This window comes from Parvibaculum sp. (genome assembly GCF_030694575.1).
Lineage (GTDB): Bacteria > Pseudomonadota > Alphaproteobacteria > Parvibaculales > Parvibaculaceae > Parvibaculum.
In genome coordinates this window covers 21,005-44,145 of sequence record NZ_JAUYUS010000052.1, presented here as the reverse complement: position 1 = coordinate 44,145, position 23,141 = coordinate 21,005, and the positions used below count along the sequence as shown (strand labels likewise).

Here is a 23,141-nt window from a genome sequence, read left to right as displayed (position 1 = left end):
GTTCTGGATCGCGGGAGGGCAAGATAAAAGAACGGCGCCATGAGCGGCTTATGTTCCTGTCTGCACATCTCTTTTGACGGCGCCATGCGCCGAAGGCGTGGCGCCATGGCCGCGCCAAGTCCCTGTGCCTCTTCGGTCTTCATGGCGCCGTCTTGTTACGCGGCGAAAGCCGATCATCTTGAAGATGGGTCACAATCGCGGAGAGGAGACGATGCAGGACGACGGCTTCGAGCCACGTCTCGGCAGGATCGGGGCGCGCGCCGGAAAGGCCGAGCGGCGCTACCAGCAACGCGTGCTGAAATCGGCGGCGCTGGCGGGCGGACGCCGCTTCGGTGGAGCGTCGCCGGGCTCGGGCTTTCACGGCAATCGCATCGGCCGCGGCGCCGGCATCGGTCGCGTGCTCGCGTCGCGCGGAACCCATGCCGCCTTCCGCGCGCGGCGCGTGGTCGTCAAATCCCGCATCGTGAAGCTGAAGGGGCAGGGCCTGAAGGCGGCCCGTCTCCATCTCCGCTATATCCAGCGCGACGGCGTGACGCGCGAAGGGCAGCCGGGCGAGCTTTACGATGCCGAACACGACCGGGCGGACGGCAAGGCGTTTCTGAAACGCTGCGACGGCGACCGGCACCAGTTCCGCTTTATCGTTTCGGCCGAGGACGCCGCGCAATATGAGGAACTGAAGGGTTTCACGCGGCGCTTCATGGCCCGCATGGAGGAGGATCTGGGAACGCGTCTCGATTGGGTCGCGGTCGATCATTACAACACCGGCCATCCCCATACCCACATCATGCTCCGGGGCAAGGACGAGCGCGGACAGGACCTGGTCATCGCGCGGGATTATCTTTCGACGGGCATGCGCGAGCGCGCCGCCGAAATCGTCACCCTCGATCTCGGTCCCCGCAGCGATCTCGAGATCGAGGCGAACCTCGCGCGGGAGGTCGAACAGGAACGGTTCACGGGTCTCGACCGCGGCCTGTTGAAGGACGCGGACGGCGAAGGCTGTGTTCGGTCTGGGGCGACCGTCGGCGACGCCTTCCGGCAAAGCCTGCGGGCCGGGCGATTGCAGAAACTGAAACGGTTGGGACTGGCGGAGGAGATCGCCACCGGAACGTGGAAGCTTGCCGGGGACCTGGAACCGGCGCTCCGCCGCATGGGGGAGCGCGGCGACATCATCAAGACGCTTCACCGCGAAATGACGGAGAAGGGGCTCGCGCGGGTCCCCTCCGACTATGCGGTTCATGAAACCGCGAACGGGCAGGAGCGACGCGTCGTCGGGCGTCTTGTCACCAGAGGGCTGTCGAATGAACTCAACGACCGTCACTATTTGATCGTCGACGGGATCGACGGTCGTGTGCATTACGTCGATATCGGTGGGGCGGAGACGGTGGACGCGCTGCCGGACGGCGCCATCGTCGCGATCAGGCCGAAGCCGGTGGGACAGAGAACCGTCGACCGAACGATTGCGGAGGTCGCGGCGGCGAATAACGGGCGCTACGACATCGAGGCGCATCTCCGCCACGACCCAACCGCGTCACGCGCCTTCGCCGAAACCCATATCCGGCGGCTGGAAGCGATGCGGAGGATTGCCGGGCTGGTCGAGCGAGAGCCGGACGGAAGCTGGGTCATCGCGCCGGATCACTTGGAACGCGCCGCATCCTTCGAGCGCGGTCAGGCAAGATCGAGCCCGGTCATTGTCGAGACGCTTTCCGCCTGGCCGCTCGAGCGGCAGGTGACCGCCAATGGCGCGACCTGGCTTGACCGTGAGCTTGTGGCGGAAAAGCCGGAGCCCTTGCGCGAGGCGGGCTTCGGCGGGGAGGTGCGCGACGCGCTCGCGATGCGTCGGCGATGGCTGGCCGGGCAGGAACTGGCACGCGAGGAACAGGACCGGATCGTCTATCGCGCCAACATGCTCGGCATCCTGCGCCGGCGCGAGCTGCTGCGTGTAGCGGAACAGCTCTCGGGCGAGCTCGGTCTACCCTATGCCGAGGCAGAATTGGGGCAAAAGGCGACTGGCACCTATCGCCGGCATGTCGATCTCGCCAGCGGGCGTTTCGCGGTGATCGAAAGATCGCGCGAGTTCACGCTCGTACCCTGGCGGCCGGTGCTGGAGCGGCATCTCGGGAGGCAGGTCGCAGGGGTCGTCCGGGAAGGGAGGGTCTCGTGGACGATCGGGAGGCGGAGAGGGCCGGGGGTTTCATAGCTGTTTATATTCCCCGCGGGAAGCGGACGATTGGGTTGCCGGCGAGGAGAACCGACCGTACATGACAGAAAAACAGCAACTATGGGAGACGGCACCGGAAAATTGGCAGCACCTAGCTAAATATAGATCGGATCAGTTTGATTTAGTCGCGAAGAGTGGATGTCTGTTACCAAAGGACTCGAGAACTAGGTGGGGTAATGGAATCACGAAATGCTGTGCCGAAAATTGGACACGCGTGTAATTCGATCGACGAGGTATGCTCTGTAGTCAGCAAGAATTCCGTTCGTGTCGGTGTAGTCGCTACCCAGAAGAGCGTCTGTCTCTTGGAGTGCCCGCCGAAGTGTCAACCCACCGCTTTCTTCCTCAACAAGTCGGTCTGTCAGTTCGCGCTCCACACGGAGGCGTATCTCTTCCGGCAAGACAGAACGATGTTCGAAATAGACAAGACGGAGCCCGAAGCATCGGAGGCGCTCGTCCTCAAAGCTCTGGACGATGGACAACACTTCTCGCCAGCCGACCTTGTGGAATCTTTCCATGCGAGCTTCGTCGTCCGGTCCTGGAAACCTGTCATAAATTTGCTCTTCGACATGTCGGGACGGCGCATGTGGTCCGCGTATTGAGGCGTAGGCCGAAATAAGATGGGCGCAGAACGTTGGATCGTCTTTCACTCGACGAGCTCGAGTTTCCACCTCATCTAAATCGATACCATTCAGCATCTGATCCCGCGCGTCGTAGAGCGCTGTCAGAGTCGGAGCGGCATTAATTCGAAACCGTCGTATGGGGCTAGGCTTCCGAGCCAACTCCACCCGCAAATCCTCATCTGACATCGTGTAGAAACGACCAACGTCGCCATCTAGCCTCAAGCATAGACGACCGTTGGGTTGTTCAGGATCTCTGCCCAAGCAGACGACCGGTGCATGATAAGCTTCATTGCTAAAAAATTCTGTGAGAATGAACGCATCCTCGCTGTCAACGAAATCAGCGACTGTCGCTTTCTTCGAAAATCGCACGAAACGCTGCCAGAGCTCTGATGAGCGCTCGTACACGCAGCGACATAGTCCAAGCGTGGCTAGGACATCGGCCATCGCGTCATGAGCTCTGGTATGTTCGATACCGTTCGCTGACGCCAATTGCTCCAGTCGAAAGGTCGGGCGGCCCGTTGCTCCAAACGGAACCAGCAAGCAGCTTGGAGAAAGCGCCGCTGCAGCTGTCATCAGCCCCAGGGCATCAGCACGGCAATTGCCATGATTGCTTGTGAGGTAGGCCGGATGGAGTGTCTGAAAGAACGCTTGTCTCAACATTTCTTCGTCAAAACGAATCGAGTTGTATCCAACGAAGATCGATGGAGACCATGACAACAGCTTTCGTCGGATGGTTTGGACCATGACATAATGTGACGGAAGCCCATCATCGGTAAGCCTCCCGATAGAAAGACCGTTTGTGTACAGGGCAAAGGGGTGAGGCACCACGTGTGGGAGAAGTCGAGAATGCGCTTCAAATCGGTCGATCTCATTGAGATCGGCGTCGGTCCGAATGGCAGCAAAATGAACGATCTGATCGAAGCCGTGCCTCAGGCCGGTTGTCTCTGTATCGAAGAAGACGAAACTCACCGGGCCCACCTATGCCTAGAAGCGGCCCGCCAAGCGATATCGCATCGCAGAGGCGCTTACCCTAAATTTGCGGGCTAACGCTTCAATGCCCGAATCATCCTCGATATCCAGACCGCTTGCGTCCAGCGCGTCCATCAAGAATTCCTGCGGCATCAACAGTTCAGATGCGAAAGCGTTGGCTTCAATTTCCAACGGATCAATGCCCTGCGAAGAGACGTCGTCACGCAGCAAGACGCGAAATCCCTTGTCGATATGAACGGATTTCTGAATCTCTGGCGCATGCAGCACATGATGAGCCAACTCATGTGCCGCCGAGAATCGTTGCCGGTTGGGATGATGCAGGGCGTTGACCCCGATGATCCCAACTCCATCTTTAATATAGGCCATTCCGGAGAGGTCTTCCTCAAGCGGAGCGTATTGAAGAACAATGTTTCTTGTCTTGATAATGCGCTCGACCGGAACAGGCACACCTTTTACCCCGAAGTCTTGCAAGACCGCGCGGGCGGCTTCTCTGGCCCTCTCTGGGTTCGCTTTCACGACGCCGCCTTTGTAGAACTGCGTTGGGCCAACGCGCTCGCGATTAGGTCGGTGACCTGGGCTTTGCCACGCGCGGTTAGAGTTTCGTCCGATAGGATCATGTCTAAGTCCTCCTGCGTCGCAGGTTTCAGTTGGGTCGGCAGCAGATCTGAGACTTTTGAGAATTGAAGCGCCGAGGCGAGATTGTAGACGTGATGCAGCAGCACGTTCTGCCGGCCACTCTCGATATTGGCGACAGACGCGCGCGACATACCCACCCGGCCAGCCAGATCGGCTTGAGTAAATCCGAGCTCTTTCCGCCGCGTCGCGACGGCCCGCCCGAACGCCTTGTAAATAGCTCCGTCCGACATGCCTCATGTTTGCTACACGTGAGTCTCGATGTCAATCTCACAAACATGTGCTCAATAAGCACATTGCAATGTGCTTATTGACAACATTTCCACATTATGGAATCAGTAAGCAGCCGGTAAGCGCAGGGCTTGATCAGCGGCAAGTAGAGGAGATTCAGTAGAGTGTCCAAACGCATCCATGTTGTTCCACACGATTCCGGTTGGGCGACGCGCCGTGAGGGAACGTCGCGCGCGGGGTCGACCCACGAAACTCAGGCCCAGGCCACGGAAGCGGCGCGCAGCACCGCAATCCGCGAGCGGGGTGAGGTCATCATCCATCGACCGGACGGCCGGATCAGGGATGCAAATTCCTACGGCACCGATCCCTTCCCTCCGAAGGGTTGATCCATAGCGCCGGACCCCTTTCAGGTGCGGCATTTTTCCTGAAACATGTTTACCCGCGCCACACAGGCGATACGAAGGGATCGACGATGCAGAAGTTGGCTGCGGTGCAAGATGAGGATTTCAATCGACCGAAGGGTATCCAGCGGATGCGGCGGCTTCCGGATCCCAAGCTTGGCGCTCTTTGGGAATCGATAATCATTGAAGAACGCCTGAAAGCGCAGCTCCTTTCGCAGGCGATGCTGAATTTCACGATGCGCGGCAAGGTCGATCGAAGTGTGATCCCCTTGCATGGCGTGATCCTTCTAGTCGGGCCGCCAGGGACGGGGAAAACCTCTCTCGCTCGCGGATTGGCGCATCGTACTGCCGAGTCGTTCAAGGGAAGCGGGTTCCACCTGCTCGAGGTCGAGCCACATGCATTGACCAGCTCAGCGATGGGTAAAACTCAACGGGCCGTATCGGAGTTGTTTTCGCAGTCAATTGCAGAGTCTGCCGTCAGAGGACCGACTATCGTTCTTCTCGACGAAGTCGAAACACTGGCAGCTGACCGCTCAAAGATGAGTCTCGAAGCCAACCCGATCGACATTCATCGGGCAACCGATGCGGTCCTCGTCCAGCTTGACGCCCTTGCCGAGAAGCATCCGAACCTGCTGTTTCTCGCTACTAGCAATTTCCCTCAAGCTGTCGACGCAGCGTTCACGTCGCGCTGCGACCTTGTCGTCCATGTGCCCTTGCCGGACCGCGAAGCGTGCGCACGCATTCTGAGGGATTGTCTAACGGGCCTCGGTAAGGTCTACCCAGCTATCGCAAGATTGCCGAGTGTTGCGGGCTTTGATCGCTGCGCAACCGAATGCGTTGGTCTCGACGGGCGAGCCATCCGCAAGATGGTGGCCAATGCACTGGCGAGCAATCAGAAGACGGCCATGGATCCGGAACGTGTGACGATCGACGACCTGCTTGCAGCCGCTCGTGCCGCCAAGGCGGGACGTATCATGGGAGGCGGAGCGTCATGAGCACCGTTGCAAGCCGCACTTTCAGGAGCACTCCCGGGCGTGATGCCGCACAAACCTGGATAGCGATCGTCGACCTTCTGACGCAGGGAAAATCCGGCGATGCTCGTACTGAGCTTCTTGCTGTCGTTGGCACCGCCGCCAGCGTGATCGCGGATCAAGCGCCGAAGGATGCCGCGATTACCGTGACCTGCGATGGCCCCCGCACCCGCATCTATTGCCTTTATGACGAGGATGCGATCGAGGGCTCTGATGCCAATGAGGATCCACTCGGCTTTGAACCTTTGAAAGGGGACTGGAGGATTTCGCTTCCCTGCCTGGCTGATGATCTCGTCTGGGTTCAGAGCGCCCTGAAGCAGCACAGCACTCGCATTACGGCTCGCGATCTCGACGCAACTGTCCCCGGTGCGAACGAGTCGGCAACAACGAAATCCCAGACACTTGTTTTTGACTCGAAAGGATTCCTCGGCTCATGACAAGCGTCGCCGTCAACACATACACATACTCCGTCACATATGTAGCGGACAATATCCTGAAAAGCCTGAAAGACATCATTCGTCTTAGCGGGCTGAATCCATCGGAGTTCGTTGGCGATTGGGAGACCAACATGCGCGGTATTCAGACCTGGCTGAGCACCGGCGACCTTGAGACCGTGAAGCTTGAGATCTATGACCCGAAGACGAACACGCTGATTTTTCGCTGGGACATTGATATCTCCTATGGCTCGTCGGATGGAGACGGTAGCTTCTGGACCGACACCGAGCAGCTCAAGTATGCGATAAAAAAGGCTGGTCTGGCACCAAGCGAGGCTCGCTATCGTATGCTTGTGCACACGAAGCCCGGTAGGCCTGACGTGATCGGATGGAGTAGGACCAGCGGACGTTCGACAGAGGGAATGGTCCGTCAAAGCCTTGGCACCACAGTTGAACACAGTGGCCTCGGCGCTCGCACATCATATCTGAGGAGAGCTTGATGCTCACGGTCGACGAAGCCTTCAGAAAGTTCAAAAGCCGTCTTGAGCTGAACGACAAAGAGCAGAAAAACGCATCCGCACGCCAAACGGAGGTGCGAGACTACATCGATACTAAGTTCAAGATCGATCGGAGCTTTCTCACAGGCTCATATGCACGTTGGACCAAGACGAAGCCTCTCAAGGACGTCGACATCTTCTTCGTCCTGAAGTCCTCCGAGGATCACTATCGGTCCAAGGCGCCATCAACGGTTTTGACCGATTTCCATGATGCATTGGTCGAAAAATACGGCGACAACGCCAGGAAGCAAAATCGATCAATCAACATCGACTTTGGGGTCACGGCCGACACCGACGACAACACTGACTACCGTGTTATCAGCGTAGATGTCGTTCCGGCGTTTGATGTAGGTGATGATTTCGAGATTCCCGATGATGAACTCAAAAAATGGATAAAGACAAATCCACAAACGCACGCCGCAAAGGCGACCGCAGCGCACCAAGCTTATTCCAGTGAGTGGAAGGGGCTGGTGCGGATGGTGAAGTACTGGAACAACCATCCGAAGCACGGTGAGAAGCCGGTAAAGCCCTCATTCCTTCTCGAGGTCATGGCGCTTCAGTGCCTGCATGGCGGGTGGGGTGGAAGCTTCGACCGTGAGGTGCAGGGTTTTTTTGCGACGCTTGCAGATCGAATGCTTGATGAGTGGCCTGATCCGGCAGGTCTTGGTCCGGCGATTAGCAACGGGATGGATACCGCGCGCAGAGCGCGGGCATGCGATCTTCTCCGCGCGGCAGAGCGCCAAGCCACGCTTGCAATTGCTCATACACGTTGCGGTCGAAATGGCGAAGCGCTCCGGGCGTGGCGAGATCTTTTTGGGCCGAAGTTCCCGCTATCTTGACGGTCGGGGCCAATAAATACAGAGGTTTCGGATGGCGGAATGGTCTCTATCCCAACTCCTTTCCTCGCTGCATGAAGATATTCAGCAGCGTCTCGCGGTGGTACGAAAATCCTTCAATCATCCTGGAACGAAAGGCGACGCCAGCGAGAACGTTTGGATCAGCCTGCTAGAGACATATCTTCCTAAGCGATATCAAGCGGCCAAGGCGCATGTGGTGGATAGCCTTGGCAACTTCAGCCAGCAGATCGATGTGGTGATCTTTGATCGCCAGTATTCTCCCTTCATCTTCACTTATGAGAATGAAACAATCGTCCCCGCCGAAAGTGTCTATGCCGTTCTCGAGGCCAAGCAGACGGCAGATGCTTCTCTAGTCGCATACGCTCAGGAGAAGGTCGCAAGCGTTCGTCGTCTACACCGGACAAGCCTGCCTATTCCTTATGCGAAGGGCACCTACCCGGCTAAGCCCCTAATTCCGATCTTAGGTGGTTTGCTCACCTTCGAAAGCGAGTGGAACCCAGCATTGGGATTGTCACTCGACAAAGCATTGATTGCTGACCTGGAAGACGGGCGGCTCGATATAGGGTGCATTGCTGCGCACGGTCATTTTTTCTTCGATCAGTCAACGTCGGCGTATTCGTTCGTAGACGAGAATAAGCCCGCCACGGCATTCCTATTCAAGCTGATCTCACAGCTGCAATTCAGCGGTACCGTGCCAATGATCGATATTGAGGCGTACGCTAAGTGGCTGACTAAATAGAACACCGTTTCTAGGGTGCCGATGACGTCGATTGAAGATATTGATGCGCGCAGTCAGTTCGAGGATCTGGATGTATGGCCAAGAACGAGAGCCCTATGGCTAACCATGACCATATCGAACGCGCCTGCCAGCTGGGCCGACCCAGCAGCGAGAAGGGCAAGAACACCACCCCAGGCGGCGTAATGCTGGGCCGCAACCTCGTTGTGTGTTGCGACGGCACCAGCAATGAGATTGGCAAGCAGTTGTCGAACGTATTGAAGCTCTATCGGATTGCCGAGAAGAGTGAACGGCAGATCGTTTTCTACCAGCCCGGCATTGGCACGGTTTCCATGCCCAACAACTGGGGTAAGTGGAAGCAGAAATTGAGGTCGACTTTTGAGATGGCGACCGGGCATGGACTCGATCGAGATGTCTTGAATGCCTATTGCTTCCTCGCGCGTCACTATCGTGATGGCGATCGGATTTTCTTGTTCGGGTTCAGTCGGGGCGCATATACCGTGAGCGTCGTGGCAGGCGTCATTTACCTCATCGGGTTATTGCGCGAACATCAGGTGAATTTCGCAAGCTATGCACTCAAGGCCTATAAACAGGCCAGTGCAGTTGATGACTATGCAGTCGCTCGCGAGTTCAACGAAATCGCCCTGCCGCAATGCGTGCCCATCCATTTTCTTGGGCTCTGGGATTCTGTGGCCTCGGTGATCGTGCCAGGCCGTCTGTTTTGGTCGAAGCTGCGGCTCGAGGAGCTACCATTCACTTCGACGAATCCAGCGGTTTCCACGCTTCGTCAGGCGATAGCAATTGACGAGTTCCGCCGCATGTTCCGTGTTCAGCGCTGGATCGAACCGCAGCAATTCAAACCCAACCGTCATTCCCAAAGCAAGACCATTCCGGTGCAAGACAGCCGGCAAGTTTGGTTTGCGGGCTGTCATTCGGATATTGGCGGCGGCTTTGTGGAAGAAGAAAGCGCGCTGTCCAAGTATCCGTTGCGATGGATGCTCGAGCAGGCCGCCGACAAAGGGCTTCGCATTCGGCGCACCATGCTCAACCACATCGTCCTCGGAAAGGAGCGCAAACATGCCCGGCGCTATACTGCACCCGACCCCAAAGGCCGGTTGCATCACTCGTTGAACAAGATGTGGTGGCCGTTCGAATGGTGGCCGAAAAATGTGCGCCGTCGTGACTGGCACGACCGGCATACTTTGTGGGGCTATTATCTCCCCCGAGGCGAACCGCGCTTTATCGCACCCGACAGCCTCGTTCACATCTCGGTCGTCGACCGGCTCCGCGTGGTTCCGTCTGATCGCCCGGTCAATCTGAGATTGCCCTATCGGATTGAATCCATGACCGGTCCAATTTCGGCGAAGCGAAAGTGACAATGGCTCTTAGACGAAAAATTGTGGGCGCAGTTCAGCGCAATCAAACCCCCACGATCTGGCGCGGGTGAGGGAGCGTGGGCTTCTAGCGCGGAGCGGTCTTCAGGGACGGTGTAGAGCATTAGAATTCTTCATAACGACCGGTGCGGGTTCCGGATCAAGAAATCTGATCACCACCGAACACGCTGCGGCTAGGCCTGCGGCGACTCCAAACACATACTGCCACGCACTCATCGGCATGGTGAGCTGCCATATCTCCAGCACCATGCCGTAGCCGACCAATGCCGCAGGTACCGCGAACACCCCTACAGTCAGGAATCGAAGCACCGACGAATGGCTCGTTGCGAGCGCGGCCTGCCCGAGGCCGAACACAAGACCGCCGACGACCAAGCCGATGAGAACGCCACCGACCAAGCCCGCCCCAAACATGACCGCCCAATAGCCGGTCCAGAGTCCGACCATGACGGGAAGCGCATAGACCGCGCATCTGAACAGCAGCACGCAGAAGGCGCCGAGCCCGAAGGCGGTGAGCAGAAGCATGGCGATCATATCGGATCTCCATCCGTCGCGGTGAGGTCTTGTTTCATCGGGGCGGTGCAAACGATCTCGTGCATCGACGCTCGTTGCTGGATTCTACACCTCTCGATTCCGCGTTTCCAGAGTCCTTGTTCTCACGTTCATGCATTCTCTTCAACGCTCTCTTTTCCGTCAGTGCTCGTCGTCGCGCGAGAGCGCAGATAAAGGCGATTTTCAGAATCCTTCTTCCGATTGAATCCTGTCTCTCGTTTTCGCGAGCTATGGCGCGATGGAGAGAGACGGATGACCCCGACAAAACTTCTGATCGGTCAGGCGCTGATCGTCTTCGCGATCGTCATTCTCGGCGTCTGGACCGCGACGCAATGGGCAGCCTTCGCGCTCGGTTTCCAGGCACGTCTCGGCGCGCCCTGGTTCATCCTCCTCTCATGGCCCGTCTATTATCCCTGGCGGCTCTTCGAGTGGTGGTATGCCTATGAGGCCTATGCGCCGGGCGTCTTTACGCGGGCAGGCGCGATCGCCGCTTCGAGTGGCGTCGCCGGATGCGCGGTCGCCATTGCCGGCTCTCTCTGGCGCGCCCGGCAGGGCAAGCTCGTCACCACTTACGGTTCGTCGCGCTGGGCGAAGCGCGGCGAGATCGAGCGGGCAGGACTCTTCCGCGCCGCCGGCGTGTTTCTGGGGCGGCTTGGCGAGCAGTATCTCCGTCATGACGGACCGGAGCATGTCATGGCCTTCGCGCCGACGCGCTCCGGCAAGGGCGTCGGTCTCGTCGTGCCGACGCTTCTTTCCTGGACAGGCTCGGCCGTCATTCACGACATCAAGGGCGAGAACTGGCAGCTGACCGCCGGTTGGCGGAGCCGCTTTTCCCATTGCCTCCTCTTCAACCCGACCGATCCACGCTCTGCCCGCTACAACCCGCTGCTCGAAGTGCGCAAAGGCCCGGACGAGGTTCGCGACGTCCAGAACATCGCCGATATCCTGGTCGATCCGGAAGGCGCGCTCGAACGCCGCAATCACTGGGAGAAGACGAGCCACGCGCTGCTGGTCGGTGCGATCCTGCATGTCCTTTATGCGGAAGAAGAGAAGACGCTTGCCCGCGTCGCGACGCTCCTGTCGGACCCGCGACGCTCCTTCGAGCACACGCTGCGTGCCATGATGGCGACCAATCATCTGGGAACACCGGAGCATCCGGAGGTTCACCCCGTCGTGGCGTCCGCCGCCCGCGAGGTCTTGAACAAGTCCGACAATGAGCGCTCCGGCGTGCTCTCGACCGCCATGTCGTTTCTGGGGCTTTACCGCGACCCGATCGTCGCGGCGACGATCTCGGCCTGCGACTGGCGGATCGCCGATCTCGTTGATGCAGCGCGGCCGGTCTCGCTCTATCTCGTCATTCCGCCGGCCGACATTTCGCGCACGAAGCCGCTGGCCCGGCTCGTGCTCAACCAGATCGGGCGGCGCCTCACCGAGAAGCTCGAAGGCGATCCGGCAAAGCGGCGGCGCTACGGGCTGCTCATGATGCTGGACGAGTTCCCGGCGCTCGGGCGGCTCGACTTCTTCGAAACGGCGCTCGCCTTCATGGCGGGCTACGGGATCAGGGCCTATCTGATCGCCCAGTCGCTCAATCAGATCTCCAAGGCCTATGGCGAGAACAATGCGATCCTCGACAATTGTCATGTCCGGATCGCCTTCTCCTCCAATGACGAGCGGACCGCGAAGCGGATATCGGACGCACTCGGCACCGCGACTGAACTGCGCGCCCAGCGCAACTATGCCGGGCACCGCCTGGCGCCCTGGCTCTCCCATGTCATGGTCTCGCGGCAGGAAACGGCGCGGCCGCTCCTGACGCCCGGCGAGGTGATGCAATTGCCTTCGGCAGACGAGCTTGTGCTGGTCTCGGGTCTTGCGCCCATTCGAGCGAAGAAGCTCCGTTATTACGAGGACAAGAACTTCACCGAGCGGGTGAAGCCGGCGCCGGTCCTTGCCGAGAATGGCTATCGCGACAGGCCCGCTCCGCGTCCCGACGACTGGAGCGGCCAGGTGCGCGGGCTCGATCACCGGCTCGCCACCGCAAGCGTCCCCGATCCCGATGCCGGACTGGCGGAAGAGGAAGGCGGTCTCCAGCAGCAGCGCCATCCGGGCCGGCCCGCGAAGGAGGTCGCGAAACGGCGCGAGCACCGCGAAGCGACACTCGGCCTTTTCGACGATGACGGCGATGCGGGCACCGATCCTAGGGCAATGGATGGAGGAAAACGCGGCGGGCGCAGCTCGATCAGGCGCGCCTATGCGGCCAATGCGGGGAGCGACGGCGACCGTCACCGCGCCTCGCAAGAACTGCTCCCTGGATTTTGAAGGTGCATGCGATGAAGCCCCGCCATCATCTCTATCTCGACGATGCGCTCAGCGAAGAGCTCGAGAAACTCGCCGCGAAGCCCGGCTCATCCAAATCCGCCATCGTCAGCGATGCACTCCGCGCCTATCTCGCGCGCCGCGGCGCGAAGGAGCTCGACGATCTCTTCAAACTCCGGCTCGACCGGATGAGCGCGCAACTGAACCGCATCGAGCGCGACCTCGCGATCGTGATGGAGAGCCTGGGGCTCTTCGTCCGCTATCAACTGACCGTCACCGCGCCGCTGCCCGAGCCCGATCACGCGGCCCGCGCCGTCGGCCGCGACCGCTTCGAGGCCTTCATCGACCGGGTCGGCCGGCAACTTGCGGGCGGCAGGCGGGATCTGAGCGGCGACACGATCCTGCGCGGCGCCGACATGGAGGAGACGCCATGAGCGGTCCCGCCGAAGCGCAAGCGAGGGAACGGCGCCGTTCGATGCTCCGGACCGCCATGGGACCGGCGATCGCGGCGGCGCTCGCCGATCCCTCGGTCGTCGAGGTGATGGTCAATCCGGACGGGAGCCTCCGGCTTGACCGGCTGGGCGAGGGCAGGGTCGACACCGGCGTGCGCTTCGAGGCGGCCGAGGTCGAACGCGTGATCCGGCTTGTGGCCTCGCATGTTCGCACCGAAGTCCATGCCGGCAACCCGGTCGTGAGCGCTGAGCTTCCCGAAAGCGGCGAACGCTTCGAAGGCCTGCTGCCGCCCGTCGCGCCCGCACCCTGTTTCGCGATCCGCAAACCCGCCGCACGGATTCATACGCTGGAGGACTATATCGCCGACCGCATCCTCTCGCCCGAGCAGGCAAGCGCTTTACGCGATGCCGTCGCCGACCGGCGCAATCTTCTGATCGCGGGCGGTACGAGTTCGGGCAAGACGACGCTCGCGAACGCGCTGCTTGCCGAAATGGCGACGGCCGACGAGCGCATCATCCTGATCGAGGATACGCGCGAGTTGCAATGCGCGGCGCCCGATTGCGTGGCGCTCCGCACGAAGCCGGGCGTGGTCTCGCTGGCCGATCTCGTCCGCTCGACGCTTCGCCTCCGGCCCGACCGCATCATTGTCGGCGAAGTGAGAGGCGGTGAGGCACTCGACATGCTGAAGGCCTGGAACACAGGCCATCCGGGCGGCATCGCGACGCTGCATGCGAACTCCGCCCGCGCCGCCCTCTACCGGCTCGAACAGCTCGTCCAGGAGGCGAGCGCCGTCGTGCCGCGCCGTCTCATCGCCGAAGCGATCGATCTCGTCGCCTTCATCGAGGGAAGAGGGGCGGCCCGCCATGTCGGCTGCATCGCCCAAGTGACCGGCCTCGACACCAATGGCGACTATCTCGTCACTGAGACCACGAGCCCGCATCGCCCCTCTGTCTGACCTGAAAGGACTGCCTCATGCGCTTGCCCCATCGTCTCGTCCGAACCGGTGCGCTGTCCCTGTTCTTGAGCCTCATGTTTATCGGTGCCGCAGAGGCCGCCGGCACCGGCATGCCCTGGGAGCAGCCGTTGCAGCAGATCCTCGATTCCGTGCAAGGCCCGGTCGCGAAGATCGTCGCGGTGATCATCATCATCGTGACCGGGCTGACGCTCGCCTTCGGCGATACGGCGGGCGGCTTCCGGCGCCTGATCCAGATCGTTTTCGGCCTGTCGATCGCCTTTGCCGCTTCGAGTTTCTTTCTTTCCTTCTTCTCCTTCGGCGGCGGGGCGGTGATCGCATGAGCGCGCATCTCGAAGGCTTCGAAGTACCGCTCCACCGCGCTCTTGCCGAACCGATCCTGCTTGCCGGCGCGCCGCGCAGCGTCGCGATCCTGAACGGCACGGTGGCGGCTGCGCTCGGTCTCGGTCTTCAACTCTGGATCGCGGGCCTCGTCCTCTGGCTTGCCGGTCACACGCTCTGCGTCTTCGCGGCAAAGCGCGATCCGCAATTCGGGCAGGTGCTGGCGCGCCATCTTCGGCAGAAGGGATTTCTCTCATGCTGAACCTAACCGAGTACCGCCGCAAGCCGGACCGCCTCGCCGATCACTTGCCCTGGGCGGCACTCGTGGCGCCGGGCGTTGTCCTCAACAAGGATGGTGCGTTTCAGCGGACGTTGAGGTTTCGGGGCCCGGACCTCGAAAGCGCGACGGAGGCCGAACTGATCGGCGTTTCGGCCCGCTTCAACAATGTCGCGCGCCGCTTCGGCTCGGGCTGGGCGCTCTTTTTCGAGGCAGAGCGTTTCGCGGCGGCGGATTATCCCGACAGCGTCTTTCCCGACGCCGCTTCCTGGCTGGTCGATCGCGAGCGCCGCGCGGGCTTCGAGGGGGCGGGACATTTCGAGAGCGCCTGCCACCTCACCCTTTATTATATGCCGCCGGCGGATACGGTTTCGCGGGCCGAGCGGTGGCTCATCGAGAAGGAGAGGGCGGAGAGCGCCCGCGACTGGCGGGAGGATCTCGACGGCTTCATTGCCGAGACCGACCGGATCGCCGATCTCCTCAAGGGTTTCATGCCGGAGCTCCGTCCGCTCGACGATGCGGAGACGCTCACCTATCTCCACCGCGCCGTCTCCTCGAAGCGACACCTTATCGTGCCGCCCGAGACGCCGGTCTATCTCGACGCGGTGCTGGCCGACGAGGCCTTGAGTGGCGGCCTCGAGCCGATGCTGGGCGCGCGGCATCTGCGGACGCTGACGGTGCTCGGCTTCTCGAACCTGACAAGGCCCGGGCTGCTCGATGCGCTCAATCATCTGGCGCTCCCCTATCGCTGGATGACGCGCTTCATCGCGCTCGACAAGACCCTTGCAACGCGGGAACTCACCAAACTCCGCCGCCAATGGTTCGCGAAGCGGAAGTCGGTGACCGCGCTCCTGCGCGAGGTCATCTATAACGAACCGGCGCCGCTTCTCGACACGGATGCCGACAACAAGGTGGTCGATGCCGATCTCGCCCTGCAGGCGCTGGGTGGCGATCATGTGAGCTTCGGCTATCTGACGACGACGATCACCGTCGCCGACGAGGATGCCGAAGTCGCGGACGAGCATCGCCGTGCTGTCGAGCGCGCGGTCACCGGCGCCGGCTTCACCGTGATCCGCGAAAGCGTCAACGCGGTCGAAGCCTGGCTTGGCAGTCTGCCGGGTCACGTCTATGCCAATGTCCGGCAGCCGATCGTCCATACGCTCAATCTCGCCCATCTGATGCCCTTGTCGTCGGTCTGGGCCGGACCGGCGCGGAACGCGCATTTGGACGGTCCGGTCCTGCTCCATGCCGAAAGCGAAGGCGCAACGCCCTTCCGGTTTTCGACCCATATCGGCGATGTCGGCCATATGCTGATCGTCGGTCCGACCGGCGCCGGCAAGTCGGTGTTGCTGGCGCTGATGGCGATGCAGTTCCGGCGCTACGAAGGCGCGCAACTCTATCTCTTTGACAAGGGTTTCTCGGCGCGTGCCGCCATTCTCGCCATGGGCGGCGCCCATCATGCGCTGGGCTCGGGCGAGGGCGAGACCGCGCTCGCCTTCCAGCCGCTTGCCCGAATCGACGAAGCGGCGGAATGCGGCTGGGCGGCGGAATGGATCGGATCGCTTCTCACGCATGAGAAACTCGAGGTGACGCCGGAGGTGAAGGATGCCGTCTGGTCGGCGTTGAGGAGCCTCGCCTCCGCGCCGTGCGGTGAGCGGACGCTGACCGGCCTCTCCGTCCTGCTGCAATCGAACGCGCTCAAGGCAGCGCTCACGCCTTACACGCTGGAAGGTCCGTTCGGGCATTTGCTCGATGCGGCAGAAGACGGGCTCGCGCTTTCCGGCATCCAGTGTTTCGAGATGGAAGCACTGCTGCACGAGAAGGGCGCGGTGATGCCGGTTCTCACCTATCTCTTCCATCGCCTTGAGGAACGCTTCACCGGCGCGCCGACGCTTCTCATTCTCGATGAGGCCTGGGTCTATCTCGACGACCCGCTTTTCGCCTCCCGCATCCGTGAATGGTTGAAGACGCTTCGCAAGAAGAATGTCGCGGTCATCTTCGCGACGCAGTCGCTTGCCGATATCGCTGAGAGCGCCATCGCGCCCGCTATCATCGAGAGCTGTCCGCAGCGGATATTCCTCCCCAATGACCGCGCAATCGAACCGCAGGCGCGGGCGGCTTACGAGCGCTTCGGTCTCAACACGCGCCAGATCGAGCTGATCGCGGAAGCCATGCCGAAGCGGCACTACTATCTCCAATCCCGCCGCGGCAACCGGCTTTTCGAACTCGGGCTCGGTCCCGTGGCGTTCACCTTTTGCGGCGCGTCTTCTTCCGCCGACCGGAAACTCATCGGTCGTGTGTTGAATGAGACGGGGTCAGCGGGTTTCGCGAAGAGATTTCTCGCCGCGAAGGGCCTCGATTGGGCCGCCGATCTCATCGACATCCATACAGCGAAAACTTCTTAATCGGAGACATGCTCATGACATGCACGACACTGCGGGCAGTGCTGCTCGTTCTCTGCCTCTCGGCTGGTCTCGTAATGGCATGCCTACGTCCCGCCGCCGCCATGACCGTCTTCGATCCCACGAACTATGTGCAGAACCTGCTGCAGGCGGTGCGCGCGCTGGAGCAGATCGACAACCAGATCCGCTCCCTCCAGAACGAGGCCGTGATGCTCGAGAATATGGCGCGCAATCTGGAGCGTCTCGACCTCTCGACACTGGAGGGCATGGTCTCGGGCCTCACAAGGATCGGTCAGCTGATGGATCAGGCGCGCGGCATCGCCTTCACCATCGAGGCAACGCAAGCCGCGCTGGAGCAGAGCTATCCCGAGCGTTATGGCGCGGAGGTCACTCACGACGTGCTTCTCGCCGATGCCAAACAACGCTGGCGCGATGCCATGTCGGCCTACGGCGACACGATGCGCCTGCAGGCGGGCATCGCGCGCAATGTCGAGAGCGACCAGGCGGCGCTCGTCTCGCTGGTCGCCGCCTCGCAGGGCGCGGTCGGTGTGCTTCAGGCGCAGCAGGCGGCGAACCAGTTGCTCGCGCTCTCGACGAAACAGCAGCTTCAGATCCAGAGCCTGATGGCGGCGCAATACCGCGCCGAGGCGCTCGACGCAGCGCGCAAGGCCCAGGCCGAGGAACAGGCCCGCGCAAGCTTCGACCGCTTCATGGGCGAGGGCAAAGCCTACAGGGCACAGTGACAAACGAAGAGTGAGATTGGAGATACGAGGGCATGGACGATCTCGGCGTCATCGACCGCTTTATGGAAGCCTTCACGCAAGCAGTCGACAGCGGCTTCGGGCTATTGCAGGGCGATGTCGCCTTCCTGACCGCGATATTGATCGGTATCGACATCACGCTGGCCGGTCTCTTCTGGGCGATGGAGGAGGGCAATGTGCTCGGTCGCCTCCTGCGGAAGGTGCTCTATGTCGGCGTCTTCGCACTGATCCTGAATAATTTCGCAGGCCTCGCCGATATCATCTTCCGCTCCTTCGCAGGTCTCGGGCTTCGTGCGGCGGAGAACGAACTCACCGCCGACGATCTGCTCCGGCCGGGCTATCTCGCCGGCATCGGCTTCGAGGCGGCCTGGCCGCTTCTGCAGCAGGCAGGCTCGCTGATGGGCTTCACAAGTTTCTTCAACCATGCCGTCACCATCATCGTGCTGGTACTTGCCTGGACCGTCGTCATCGCCGCCTTTTTTATTCTCGCGGTACAACTCTTCATCACCATCATAGAGTTCAAGCTGACGACGCTGGCGGGCTTTGTACTGGTGCCCTTCGCGCTCTGGACCAAAACGGCGTTTCTGGCGGAGCGCGTGCTCGGCAATGTCGTCGCCTCGGGCGTCAAGGTGATGCTGCTCGCGGTCATCATCGGCATCGGTTCGGGCTTCTTCACCGATTTCGTGACGGCGCTTCAGGGCCGCGAGCCCAACCTCAACGACGCCATGGCACTGGTGCTCGCCTCGCTCGCCTTATTCGGTCTCGGTATCTTCGGGCCGGGCATCGCGGCGGGTCTCGTCTCCGGCGCGCCGCAGCTCGGCGCCGGCGCGGCGGTCGGCGCGACCGGCGGCGTCGCGGCTGGTGCGGCGCTTGCAGGCGGAGCCGCATTTGGCGCCGCGCGGATAGGGGGTGGTACCGGACTTTCGGCACTTCGGGCCGGCACCGGCATGAGCACCGCGACGGCAGGTGCATCGGCGATGGGGTCTGCGGCGGGCATGGCCGCATCATCCTCCGCCGGAATGTCTTCAAGCATGGCGGCGGGCACGCCCGACTGGGCGCGGCGTCTCCGCGCCGAGCAGCGCCGCCGCACCCATACCCAGACCGCGATTCAGGCGATCCGCGAAGGCGACCGGCCGGGCGCCGGCGCCAATCCTTCCTTCGATGATGGGAGGTCCTGATGCTCTTCAAGCGCGCTACCGAGCGATATGGCCGGACCCCCGAACCGGTCACGCCTTATCAGAAGGCGGCGCAGCTCTGGGACGAGCGGATCGGCGCGGCGCGCGTGCAGGCGCGGAACTGGCGGCTGATGGCCTTCGGCTCGCTTGCACTCAGCGCCGGGCTGTCGGCCGGCCTCTACTGGCAATCGCTGCAGTCCCACGTGATCCCTTACGTCGTCGAGATCGAGCGTTCGGGCGAGGTTCGCGCCGTGCGGCCCGCCGTCGAGAGCTACACGCCGGGTGACGCCCAGATCGCCTTTGTGCTGGCGCGCTTCATCTCGAGTGTCCGCTCGCTTTCCTCCGATCCGATCGTCCTGCGGAAGAACTGGCTGGAAGCCTACGACCACGCGACGGGCAGGGCGGCGACATTCCTCAACGAATTCGCGCGCGAGAGCGATCCTTTCAAATCGGTCGGCACGCGCAATGTGTCCGTCGAGGTGACGAGCGTCGTCCGCGTCTCGGAGCGCTCCTTCCAGGTCAAGTGGCGCGAGCGGCATTACGAGCGCGGCAGTCTCGCCGCGACGACACGCTGGACCGCGATCCTCACCACCGCCATTCGACCGCCGCGCGATGCCGAGACGCTCCGGAAAAACCCGCTCGGTCTTTATGTCGAAGCGCTCGACTGGTCGCGCGAACTCAACCCCGGTGAAGCCCCCTGACGAAGGAGATCCAGATGACCCCGATCCGTTCGTTCTTGATGGTAAGCATCTCGGCGCTTGTGTTAACCGCCTGCGCCGACAAGGTGCCGCCGCCCCAGATCCGCTATGACGCGGCCGATCTGCAACCGGCACAGCTCGAACCTCAGGCCCCGAAACCCGTCGAGATTGTTGCCATGCCCGAGCCTTTGCCGCTGCCGGGTCAGTTGCAGCCTCTCGATACGGCAAAACCGAAGCCCGACAAGCGGGTGCCGACGGAACGGGTCGACGCCGCCAACAAGGTGGCGCTGATCGAACCTATGCGGGATGGCTATATCAATGCGATCCAGGTCTATCCCTTCGCCGAAGGAGCGCTTTACCGGCTCTATGCGGCACCGGAGCGCGTCAGCGATATCGCGCTGCAGCCGGGTGAGGAACTCATCGCCGTCTCGGCCGGCGATACGGTGCGCTGGGTGATCGGCGACACAGTAAGTGGCAGCGGCGCCGGCAAACGTATTCATGTACTGGTGAAGCCTTTCGCCGCCGGGCTCGAGACCAATCTCGTCATCACCACCGATCGACGTGCCTACCATCTGGCGCTCGAAAGCACCGAGACGACGGCCATGGCCGCGCTCTCCTGGACCTATCCGCGGGACGAGCTGCTCGCCCTGCAGGCGCGGAATGCGAGGGCCGAAGCATCGTCTGCAATTGCGGGCGGCGTCGATCTCGCCGCGCTCCGCTTTCGCTACGAAATTACGGGCGACGATCCGCCCTGGCGGCCGCTCCGCGCCTTCGATGATGGCGCGAAAGTCTATATCGAGTTTCCGGCGCGGCTCGATCAGGGCGAGGCGCCGCCGCTTTTCGTCGTCGGCCCGTCGGGCGGCAGCGAACTCGTCAATTATCGCATGCGCGGCCACTACTACATTGTCGACCGGCTCTTCGCGGCGGCGGAACTGCGGCTCGGCGAGGCACCGCAACAGGTGGTACGCATCAGCCGCGCGGACAGGGTGGTGAACACGGGCGACAACCGCCCCGCGCGGCTGCGGCCGGGACGATAGGAGCGTGCCATGGCCGGTCCCGCTTCGCCTCAGGGTCAAACGCCCCCGCCCGGAAAAGTCGATCCCGAAACGCTGGCGCTGCGTGCAAAGCCGCGCCGCGTGACGCGCTTCCGGCGGAGCGTCGTCATCGGCGCCGCGGCGGCAGGCTCAGCAACGATCTTCGCGCTCGCCTTTCTGGCGCTGGAGGGCTCAAGCTTCCGTCTCATGGGACCGGATGGCTCGGAACTCTACCACCCGGAGCGGAAGGAGAGGGCGGAGGGACTGGCGGCGCTGCCCGAGAGCTATGACGAGATCCCGAAGCCTATCCCCGAACTCGGCGCACCGCTTCCCGGCGAGTTCGGCCGTCCCATCGTCAGGCAGGAAGCCGAACTCGGCATCGACAGCGGCGCCGGTCTCCGCCCAAACTTCGTGCCGAGCGCCGAAGAGAACGACGCCCGCGCCGAACGATTGCGGCTTGCGCAACAGGCGCGGCAGGCGGCGGAAGCCGGTGTGTTCTTTCAATTGAAGGGAAGCGGAAGCGGGAAGGGCAGTGCTTCACAATCGAGGATGTCAGACGCGGGAGACAGCACAGGCTTCCAAGCTGTTGCAGTCGACGAACGCCTCCATCTCGATCCGAAGCGCGACCTGTCCTCCGTAGCTTCAGCGGAGGGGGACCAGAACCATCAGCAGCGCAAGCTCGATTTCCTGAACCGGGGACCGGACCAAGACATCTATAACCGCCACGCACTGCGGGAACCGGTCTCGGCGCATCAGCTGATGGCCGGCAGCGTCATTGCTGCGAGCCTGATCACGGGGTTGAATTCCGATCTGCCGGGCCTTGTCGTCGCCCAGATCACAGAAAATATTTTCGACACGGTGAGCGGGAAAACTTTGCTTATTCCGCAAGGATCGAGGCTGATCGGCAGTTACGACAGTGTCGTCGCCTTTGGTCAGTCGCGGGCGCTGCTCGTCTGGCACCGCATCATCATGCCGGATGGGTCTTCGATCGTGATCGACAATCTGCCGGCAACGGATGCCGCCGGTTATGCCGGCGTCGCCGATAAGGTCGACTACCACACATGGGCGCTCGTCAAGGGCGTGGCGCTGGCGACACTTTTAAGTGTCGGCACCGAGCTTAGTTTCGGCAGCGAGGAGAGCGATCTCCTGCGCGCGATCCGCCAGTCGACGCAGCAGAACGTTTCGCAGGCCGGTCAGCGTCTCACCGAGAAGAACCTCAACATCCAGCCGACCATCACGGTGAGGCCCGGCTGGCCGATCCGCGTCATCGTGCAGAAGGACCTGATCCTGCGTCCCTATCGAGGATGACATCCATGCCCGACCTGAAACTCGGCAAACTGCCCGACCGCACGCCGGTCAAGATCACCTTCACCGCGCCGCCCGATCTCAACAAGGCGCTCCACGCTTATGCCGCGCTCTATCGCGAGACCTATGGCGAGGCGGAGTCGGTATCGGAGCTCATCCCCTACATGCTGCAGAGTTTTCTGGAGGCCGATCGCGGCTTTGCCAAGGCGCGGAAGGCGTTGCCGGAAGGAGAGGGCAAGGGATCTGGTATCGCTCAGCCGGGATCGGGAAGACGCGCACCTCGAACGCTGTTGCTGCCAACGGACAAGAAGGATTGAGATGTCTGTGATAGGGATGTTCACGCCCACGAAGGAGGGAGGCTGGTCCGGCACGATCCGAACCCTCACTATCGATGCGAAGCTGCGCTTCGTACCGAACGACAATCGCGACAGCGAGCGGGCGCCGGCCTTCAAGCTCTATGTCGGCCGCTCAGAGATCGGCGCCGCCTGGCGGGAGCGGAGCGGTGAGAAGGAGTATCTGAGTGTCCGGCTCGACGATCCGGTACTGGCGGCGCCCCTTCACGCGGCGCTCTTCCCGACGGAGGGGAATCGGGAGGCTCACCTCGTCTGGCGGCGGTGGGAAACGACTTGAAGAATGGCTCGGATGCGGTTCGAGCCGAATTTAAGATCGCTGGTCAGATGAGTATGAGCGTCGGCCAATACGGGATCAGTTCGGAAAGTTATGTTCGAATTTCCGCTCCTTGTGCGGACTCCTGGAAACAGTTGGCCCGCGAGAAAAA

At 61.6% G+C, this 23,141-nt stretch carries 25 protein-coding genes; 21 read left to right on the top strand and 4 right to left on the bottom strand.

The window, feature by feature from the left end:
- Window positions 1–211 precede the first annotated feature (211 nt).
- Window positions 212–2,197 (top strand): relaxase/mobilization nuclease RlxS, encoded by a 1,986-nt coding sequence (gene rlxS / locus Q8S60_RS07905; RefSeq protein ID WP_012110731.1) that lies wholly within the window; start codon window positions 212–214, stop codon window positions 2,195–2,197.
- Between the two features lie 203 nt (window positions 2,198–2,400).
- Here rlxS and Q8S60_RS07900 read toward each other — a convergent pair whose 3' ends face one another.
- From Q8S60_RS07900 to Q8S60_RS07890, 3 genes are read right to left on the bottom strand one after another with little or no spacing between them, the layout of a single operon-like run.
- Window positions 2,401–3,807, bottom strand: a complete 1,407-nt coding sequence (locus Q8S60_RS07900) for an exonuclease domain-containing protein (protein ID WP_012110732.1) — start codon at window positions 3,805–3,807, stop codon at window positions 2,401–2,403.
- A gap of 15 nt (window positions 3,808–3,822) precedes the next feature.
- On the bottom strand, window positions 3,823–4,344 hold the full coding sequence (locus Q8S60_RS07895; RefSeq protein WP_012110733.1) for an ImmA/IrrE family metallo-endopeptidase: 522 nt from the start codon (window positions 4,342–4,344) through the stop codon (window positions 3,823–3,825).
- Complete coding sequence (locus tag Q8S60_RS07890; RefSeq protein WP_012110734.1) at window positions 4,341–4,694, bottom strand: helix-turn-helix transcriptional regulator; 354 nt, start codon at window positions 4,692–4,694, stop codon at window positions 4,341–4,343. The genes Q8S60_RS07895 and Q8S60_RS07890 overlap by 4 nt, the downstream gene beginning before the upstream one ends.
- Window positions 4,695–4,856: 162 nt before the next feature.
- On the opposite strand from Q8S60_RS07890, the gene Q8S60_RS07885 reads away from it, so the two are divergent.
- The 7 genes from Q8S60_RS07885 (at window position 4,857) to Q8S60_RS07855 (ending at window position 10,084) form a co-directional block, all read left to right on the top strand.
- Window positions 4,857–5,078 carry a DUF2188 domain-containing protein gene (locus Q8S60_RS07885; protein ID WP_012110735.1) on the top strand — a complete coding sequence of 74 codons (222 nt, stop codon included), beginning with the start codon at window positions 4,857–4,859 and terminating at the stop codon, window positions 5,076–5,078.
- 86 nt (window positions 5,079–5,164) lie between these two features.
- A complete protein-coding gene (locus Q8S60_RS07880) occupies window positions 5,165–6,088 on the top strand; it encodes an AAA family ATPase (protein WP_012110736.1) in 924 nt (307 codons plus the stop codon).
- On the top strand, window positions 6,085–6,561 hold the full coding sequence (locus Q8S60_RS07875; protein ID WP_012110737.1) for a hypothetical protein: 477 nt from the start codon (window positions 6,085–6,087) through the stop codon (window positions 6,559–6,561). Before Q8S60_RS07880 ends, Q8S60_RS07875 begins: the two co-directional genes overlap by 4 nt.
- On the top strand, window positions 6,558–7,058 hold the full coding sequence (locus Q8S60_RS07870) for a hypothetical protein (protein ID WP_012110738.1): 501 nt from the start codon (window positions 6,558–6,560) through the stop codon (window positions 7,056–7,058). Before Q8S60_RS07875 ends, Q8S60_RS07870 begins: the two co-directional genes overlap by 4 nt.
- The gene (locus tag Q8S60_RS07865) at window positions 7,058–7,954 is read left to right on the top strand and encodes a CBASS oligonucleotide cyclase (protein WP_012110739.1); all 897 of its coding nucleotides are present in this window, start codon (window positions 7,058–7,060) and stop codon (window positions 7,952–7,954) included. Before Q8S60_RS07870 ends, Q8S60_RS07865 begins: the two co-directional genes overlap by 1 nt.
- A 31-nt stretch (window positions 7,955–7,985) precedes the next feature.
- Entirely contained in the window at window positions 7,986–8,711 is a 726-nt protein-coding gene (gene nucC, locus Q8S60_RS07860; protein ID WP_012110740.1) for a CBASS effector endonuclease NucC, read from the top strand.
- Window positions 8,712–8,785: 74 nt separating this feature from the next.
- Window positions 8,786–10,084: a DUF2235 domain-containing protein gene (locus Q8S60_RS07855; RefSeq protein WP_012110741.1), complete on the top strand. Its 1,299-nt coding sequence runs from the start codon at window positions 8,786–8,788 to the stop codon at window positions 10,082–10,084.
- A gap of 102 nt (window positions 10,085–10,186) precedes the next feature.
- On the opposite strand, the gene Q8S60_RS07850 is transcribed toward Q8S60_RS07855, so the two are convergent.
- Window positions 10,187–10,633, bottom strand: a complete 447-nt coding sequence (locus Q8S60_RS07850; protein ID WP_012110742.1) for a hypothetical protein — start codon at window positions 10,631–10,633, stop codon at window positions 10,187–10,189.
- Window positions 10,634–10,903: 270 nt separating this feature from the next.
- Between Q8S60_RS07850 and Q8S60_RS07845 the strand changes: the two genes are divergently transcribed.
- From Q8S60_RS07845 to Q8S60_RS07785, 13 genes are all read left to right on the top strand, one after another.
- Window positions 10,904–12,967 (top strand): conjugal transfer protein TraG, encoded by a 2,064-nt coding sequence (locus tag Q8S60_RS07845; protein ID WP_012110743.1) that lies wholly within the window; start codon window positions 10,904–10,906, stop codon window positions 12,965–12,967.
- A gap of 11 nt (window positions 12,968–12,978) precedes the next feature.
- On the top strand, window positions 12,979–13,398 hold the full coding sequence (locus tag Q8S60_RS07840; protein ID WP_012110744.1) for a CopG family transcriptional regulator: 420 nt from the start codon (window positions 12,979–12,981) through the stop codon (window positions 13,396–13,398).
- Window positions 13,395–14,372, top strand: coding sequence for a P-type conjugative transfer ATPase TrbB (gene trbB / locus Q8S60_RS07835; RefSeq protein WP_012110745.1), 978 nt, complete (start codon window positions 13,395–13,397; stop codon window positions 14,370–14,372). Before Q8S60_RS07840 ends, trbB begins: the two co-directional genes overlap by 4 nt.
- A 74-nt stretch (window positions 14,373–14,446) precedes the next feature.
- Window positions 14,447–14,713: a TrbC/VirB2 family protein gene (locus Q8S60_RS07830; protein WP_245545271.1), complete on the top strand. Its 267-nt coding sequence runs from the start codon at window positions 14,447–14,449 to the stop codon at window positions 14,711–14,713.
- Window positions 14,710–14,973, top strand: coding sequence for a VirB3 family type IV secretion system protein (locus Q8S60_RS07825; RefSeq protein ID WP_012110747.1), 264 nt, complete (start codon window positions 14,710–14,712; stop codon window positions 14,971–14,973). Before Q8S60_RS07830 ends, Q8S60_RS07825 begins: the two co-directional genes overlap by 4 nt.
- Entirely contained in the window at window positions 14,967–17,393 is a 2,427-nt protein-coding gene (trbE, locus tag Q8S60_RS07820) for a conjugal transfer protein TrbE (protein WP_012110748.1), read from the top strand. Before Q8S60_RS07825 ends, trbE begins: the two co-directional genes overlap by 7 nt.
- 14 nt (window positions 17,394–17,407) lie before the next feature.
- On the top strand, window positions 17,408–18,133 hold the full coding sequence (gene trbJ, locus Q8S60_RS07815; protein WP_012110749.1) for a P-type conjugative transfer protein TrbJ: 726 nt from the start codon (window positions 17,408–17,410) through the stop codon (window positions 18,131–18,133).
- Between the two features lie 32 nt (window positions 18,134–18,165).
- Window positions 18,166–19,329 (top strand): P-type conjugative transfer protein TrbL, encoded by a 1,164-nt coding sequence (gene trbL / locus Q8S60_RS07810; RefSeq protein WP_012110750.1) that lies wholly within the window; start codon window positions 18,166–18,168, stop codon window positions 19,327–19,329.
- Window positions 19,329–20,027, top strand: coding sequence for a conjugal transfer protein TrbF (gene trbF, locus Q8S60_RS07805; protein WP_012110751.1), 699 nt, complete (start codon window positions 19,329–19,331; stop codon window positions 20,025–20,027). The genes trbL and trbF overlap by 1 nt, the downstream gene beginning before the upstream one ends.
- Window positions 20,028–20,041: 14 nt before the next feature.
- The gene (gene trbG, locus Q8S60_RS07800) at window positions 20,042–21,061 is read left to right on the top strand and encodes a P-type conjugative transfer protein TrbG (protein WP_012110752.1); all 1,020 of its coding nucleotides are present in this window, start codon (window positions 20,042–20,044) and stop codon (window positions 21,059–21,061) included.
- A gap of 9 nt (window positions 21,062–21,070) precedes the next feature.
- Window positions 21,071–22,366, top strand: a complete 1,296-nt coding sequence (locus Q8S60_RS07795; RefSeq protein ID WP_012110753.1) for a TrbI/VirB10 family protein — start codon at window positions 21,071–21,073, stop codon at window positions 22,364–22,366.
- A gap of 5 nt (window positions 22,367–22,371) precedes the next feature.
- Window positions 22,372–22,680, top strand: a complete 309-nt coding sequence (locus Q8S60_RS07790) for a DUF2274 domain-containing protein (RefSeq protein ID WP_012110754.1) — start codon at window positions 22,372–22,374, stop codon at window positions 22,678–22,680.
- A gap of 1 nt (window position 22,681) precedes the next feature.
- Window positions 22,682–22,993 (top strand): DUF736 domain-containing protein, encoded by a 312-nt coding sequence (locus Q8S60_RS07785; protein ID WP_012110755.1) that lies wholly within the window; start codon window positions 22,682–22,684, stop codon window positions 22,991–22,993.
- The last annotated feature ends 148 nt before the right edge of the window (window positions 22,994–23,141 follow it).

Excerpts from the sequence above, each read along its gene's own strand:
- Q8S60_RS07790 (WP_012110754.1), top strand. The coding sequence starts at position 22,372 with ATGCCCGACCTGAAACTCGGCAAACTGCCCGACCGCACGCCGGTCAAG.
- rlxS (WP_012110731.1), top strand. The coding sequence starts at position 212 with ATGCAGGACGACGGCTTCGAGCCACGTCTCGGCAGGATCGGGGCGCGC.
- Q8S60_RS07865 (WP_012110739.1), top strand. The coding sequence starts at position 7,058 with ATGCTCACGGTCGACGAAGCCTTCAGAAAGTTCAAAAGCCGTCTTGAG.
- Q8S60_RS07890 (WP_012110734.1), bottom strand. The coding sequence starts at position 4,694 with ATGTCGGACGGAGCTATTTACAAGGCGTTCGGGCGGGCCGTCGCGACG.
- Q8S60_RS07855 (WP_012110741.1), top strand. The coding sequence starts at position 8,786 with ATGGCCAAGAACGAGAGCCCTATGGCTAACCATGACCATATCGAACGC.
- Q8S60_RS07840 (WP_012110744.1), top strand. The coding sequence starts at position 12,979 with ATGAAGCCCCGCCATCATCTCTATCTCGACGATGCGCTCAGCGAAGAG.
- nucC (WP_012110740.1), top strand. The coding sequence starts at position 7,986 with ATGGCGGAATGGTCTCTATCCCAACTCCTTTCCTCGCTGCATGAAGAT.
- trbE (WP_012110748.1), top strand. The coding sequence starts at position 14,967 with ATGCTGAACCTAACCGAGTACCGCCGCAAGCCGGACCGCCTCGCCGAT.
- Q8S60_RS07875 (WP_012110737.1), top strand. The coding sequence starts at position 6,085 with ATGAGCACCGTTGCAAGCCGCACTTTCAGGAGCACTCCCGGGCGTGAT.
- trbG (WP_012110752.1), top strand. The coding sequence starts at position 20,042 with ATGACCCCGATCCGTTCGTTCTTGATGGTAAGCATCTCGGCGCTTGTG.
- trbF (WP_012110751.1), top strand. The coding sequence starts at position 19,329 with ATGCTCTTCAAGCGCGCTACCGAGCGATATGGCCGGACCCCCGAACCG.
- Q8S60_RS07795 (WP_012110753.1), top strand. The coding sequence starts at position 21,071 with ATGGCCGGTCCCGCTTCGCCTCAGGGTCAAACGCCCCCGCCCGGAAAA.
- Q8S60_RS07850 (WP_012110742.1), bottom strand. The coding sequence starts at position 10,633 with ATGATCGCCATGCTTCTGCTCACCGCCTTCGGGCTCGGCGCCTTCTGC.
- Q8S60_RS07825 (WP_012110747.1), top strand. The coding sequence starts at position 14,710 with ATGAGCGCGCATCTCGAAGGCTTCGAAGTACCGCTCCACCGCGCTCTT.
- Q8S60_RS07845 (WP_012110743.1), top strand. The coding sequence starts at position 10,904 with ATGACCCCGACAAAACTTCTGATCGGTCAGGCGCTGATCGTCTTCGCG.
- trbB (WP_012110745.1), top strand. The coding sequence starts at position 13,395 with ATGAGCGGTCCCGCCGAAGCGCAAGCGAGGGAACGGCGCCGTTCGATG.
- Q8S60_RS07830 (WP_245545271.1), top strand. The coding sequence starts at position 14,447 with ATGTTTATCGGTGCCGCAGAGGCCGCCGGCACCGGCATGCCCTGGGAG.
- trbL (WP_012110750.1), top strand. The coding sequence starts at position 18,166 with ATGGACGATCTCGGCGTCATCGACCGCTTTATGGAAGCCTTCACGCAA.
- Q8S60_RS07870 (WP_012110738.1), top strand. The coding sequence starts at position 6,558 with ATGACAAGCGTCGCCGTCAACACATACACATACTCCGTCACATATGTA.
- Q8S60_RS07880 (WP_012110736.1), top strand. The coding sequence starts at position 5,165 with ATGCAGAAGTTGGCTGCGGTGCAAGATGAGGATTTCAATCGACCGAAG.
- Q8S60_RS07785 (WP_012110755.1), top strand. The coding sequence starts at position 22,682 with ATGTCTGTGATAGGGATGTTCACGCCCACGAAGGAGGGAGGCTGGTCC.
- trbJ (WP_012110749.1), top strand. The coding sequence starts at position 17,408 with ATGACATGCACGACACTGCGGGCAGTGCTGCTCGTTCTCTGCCTCTCG.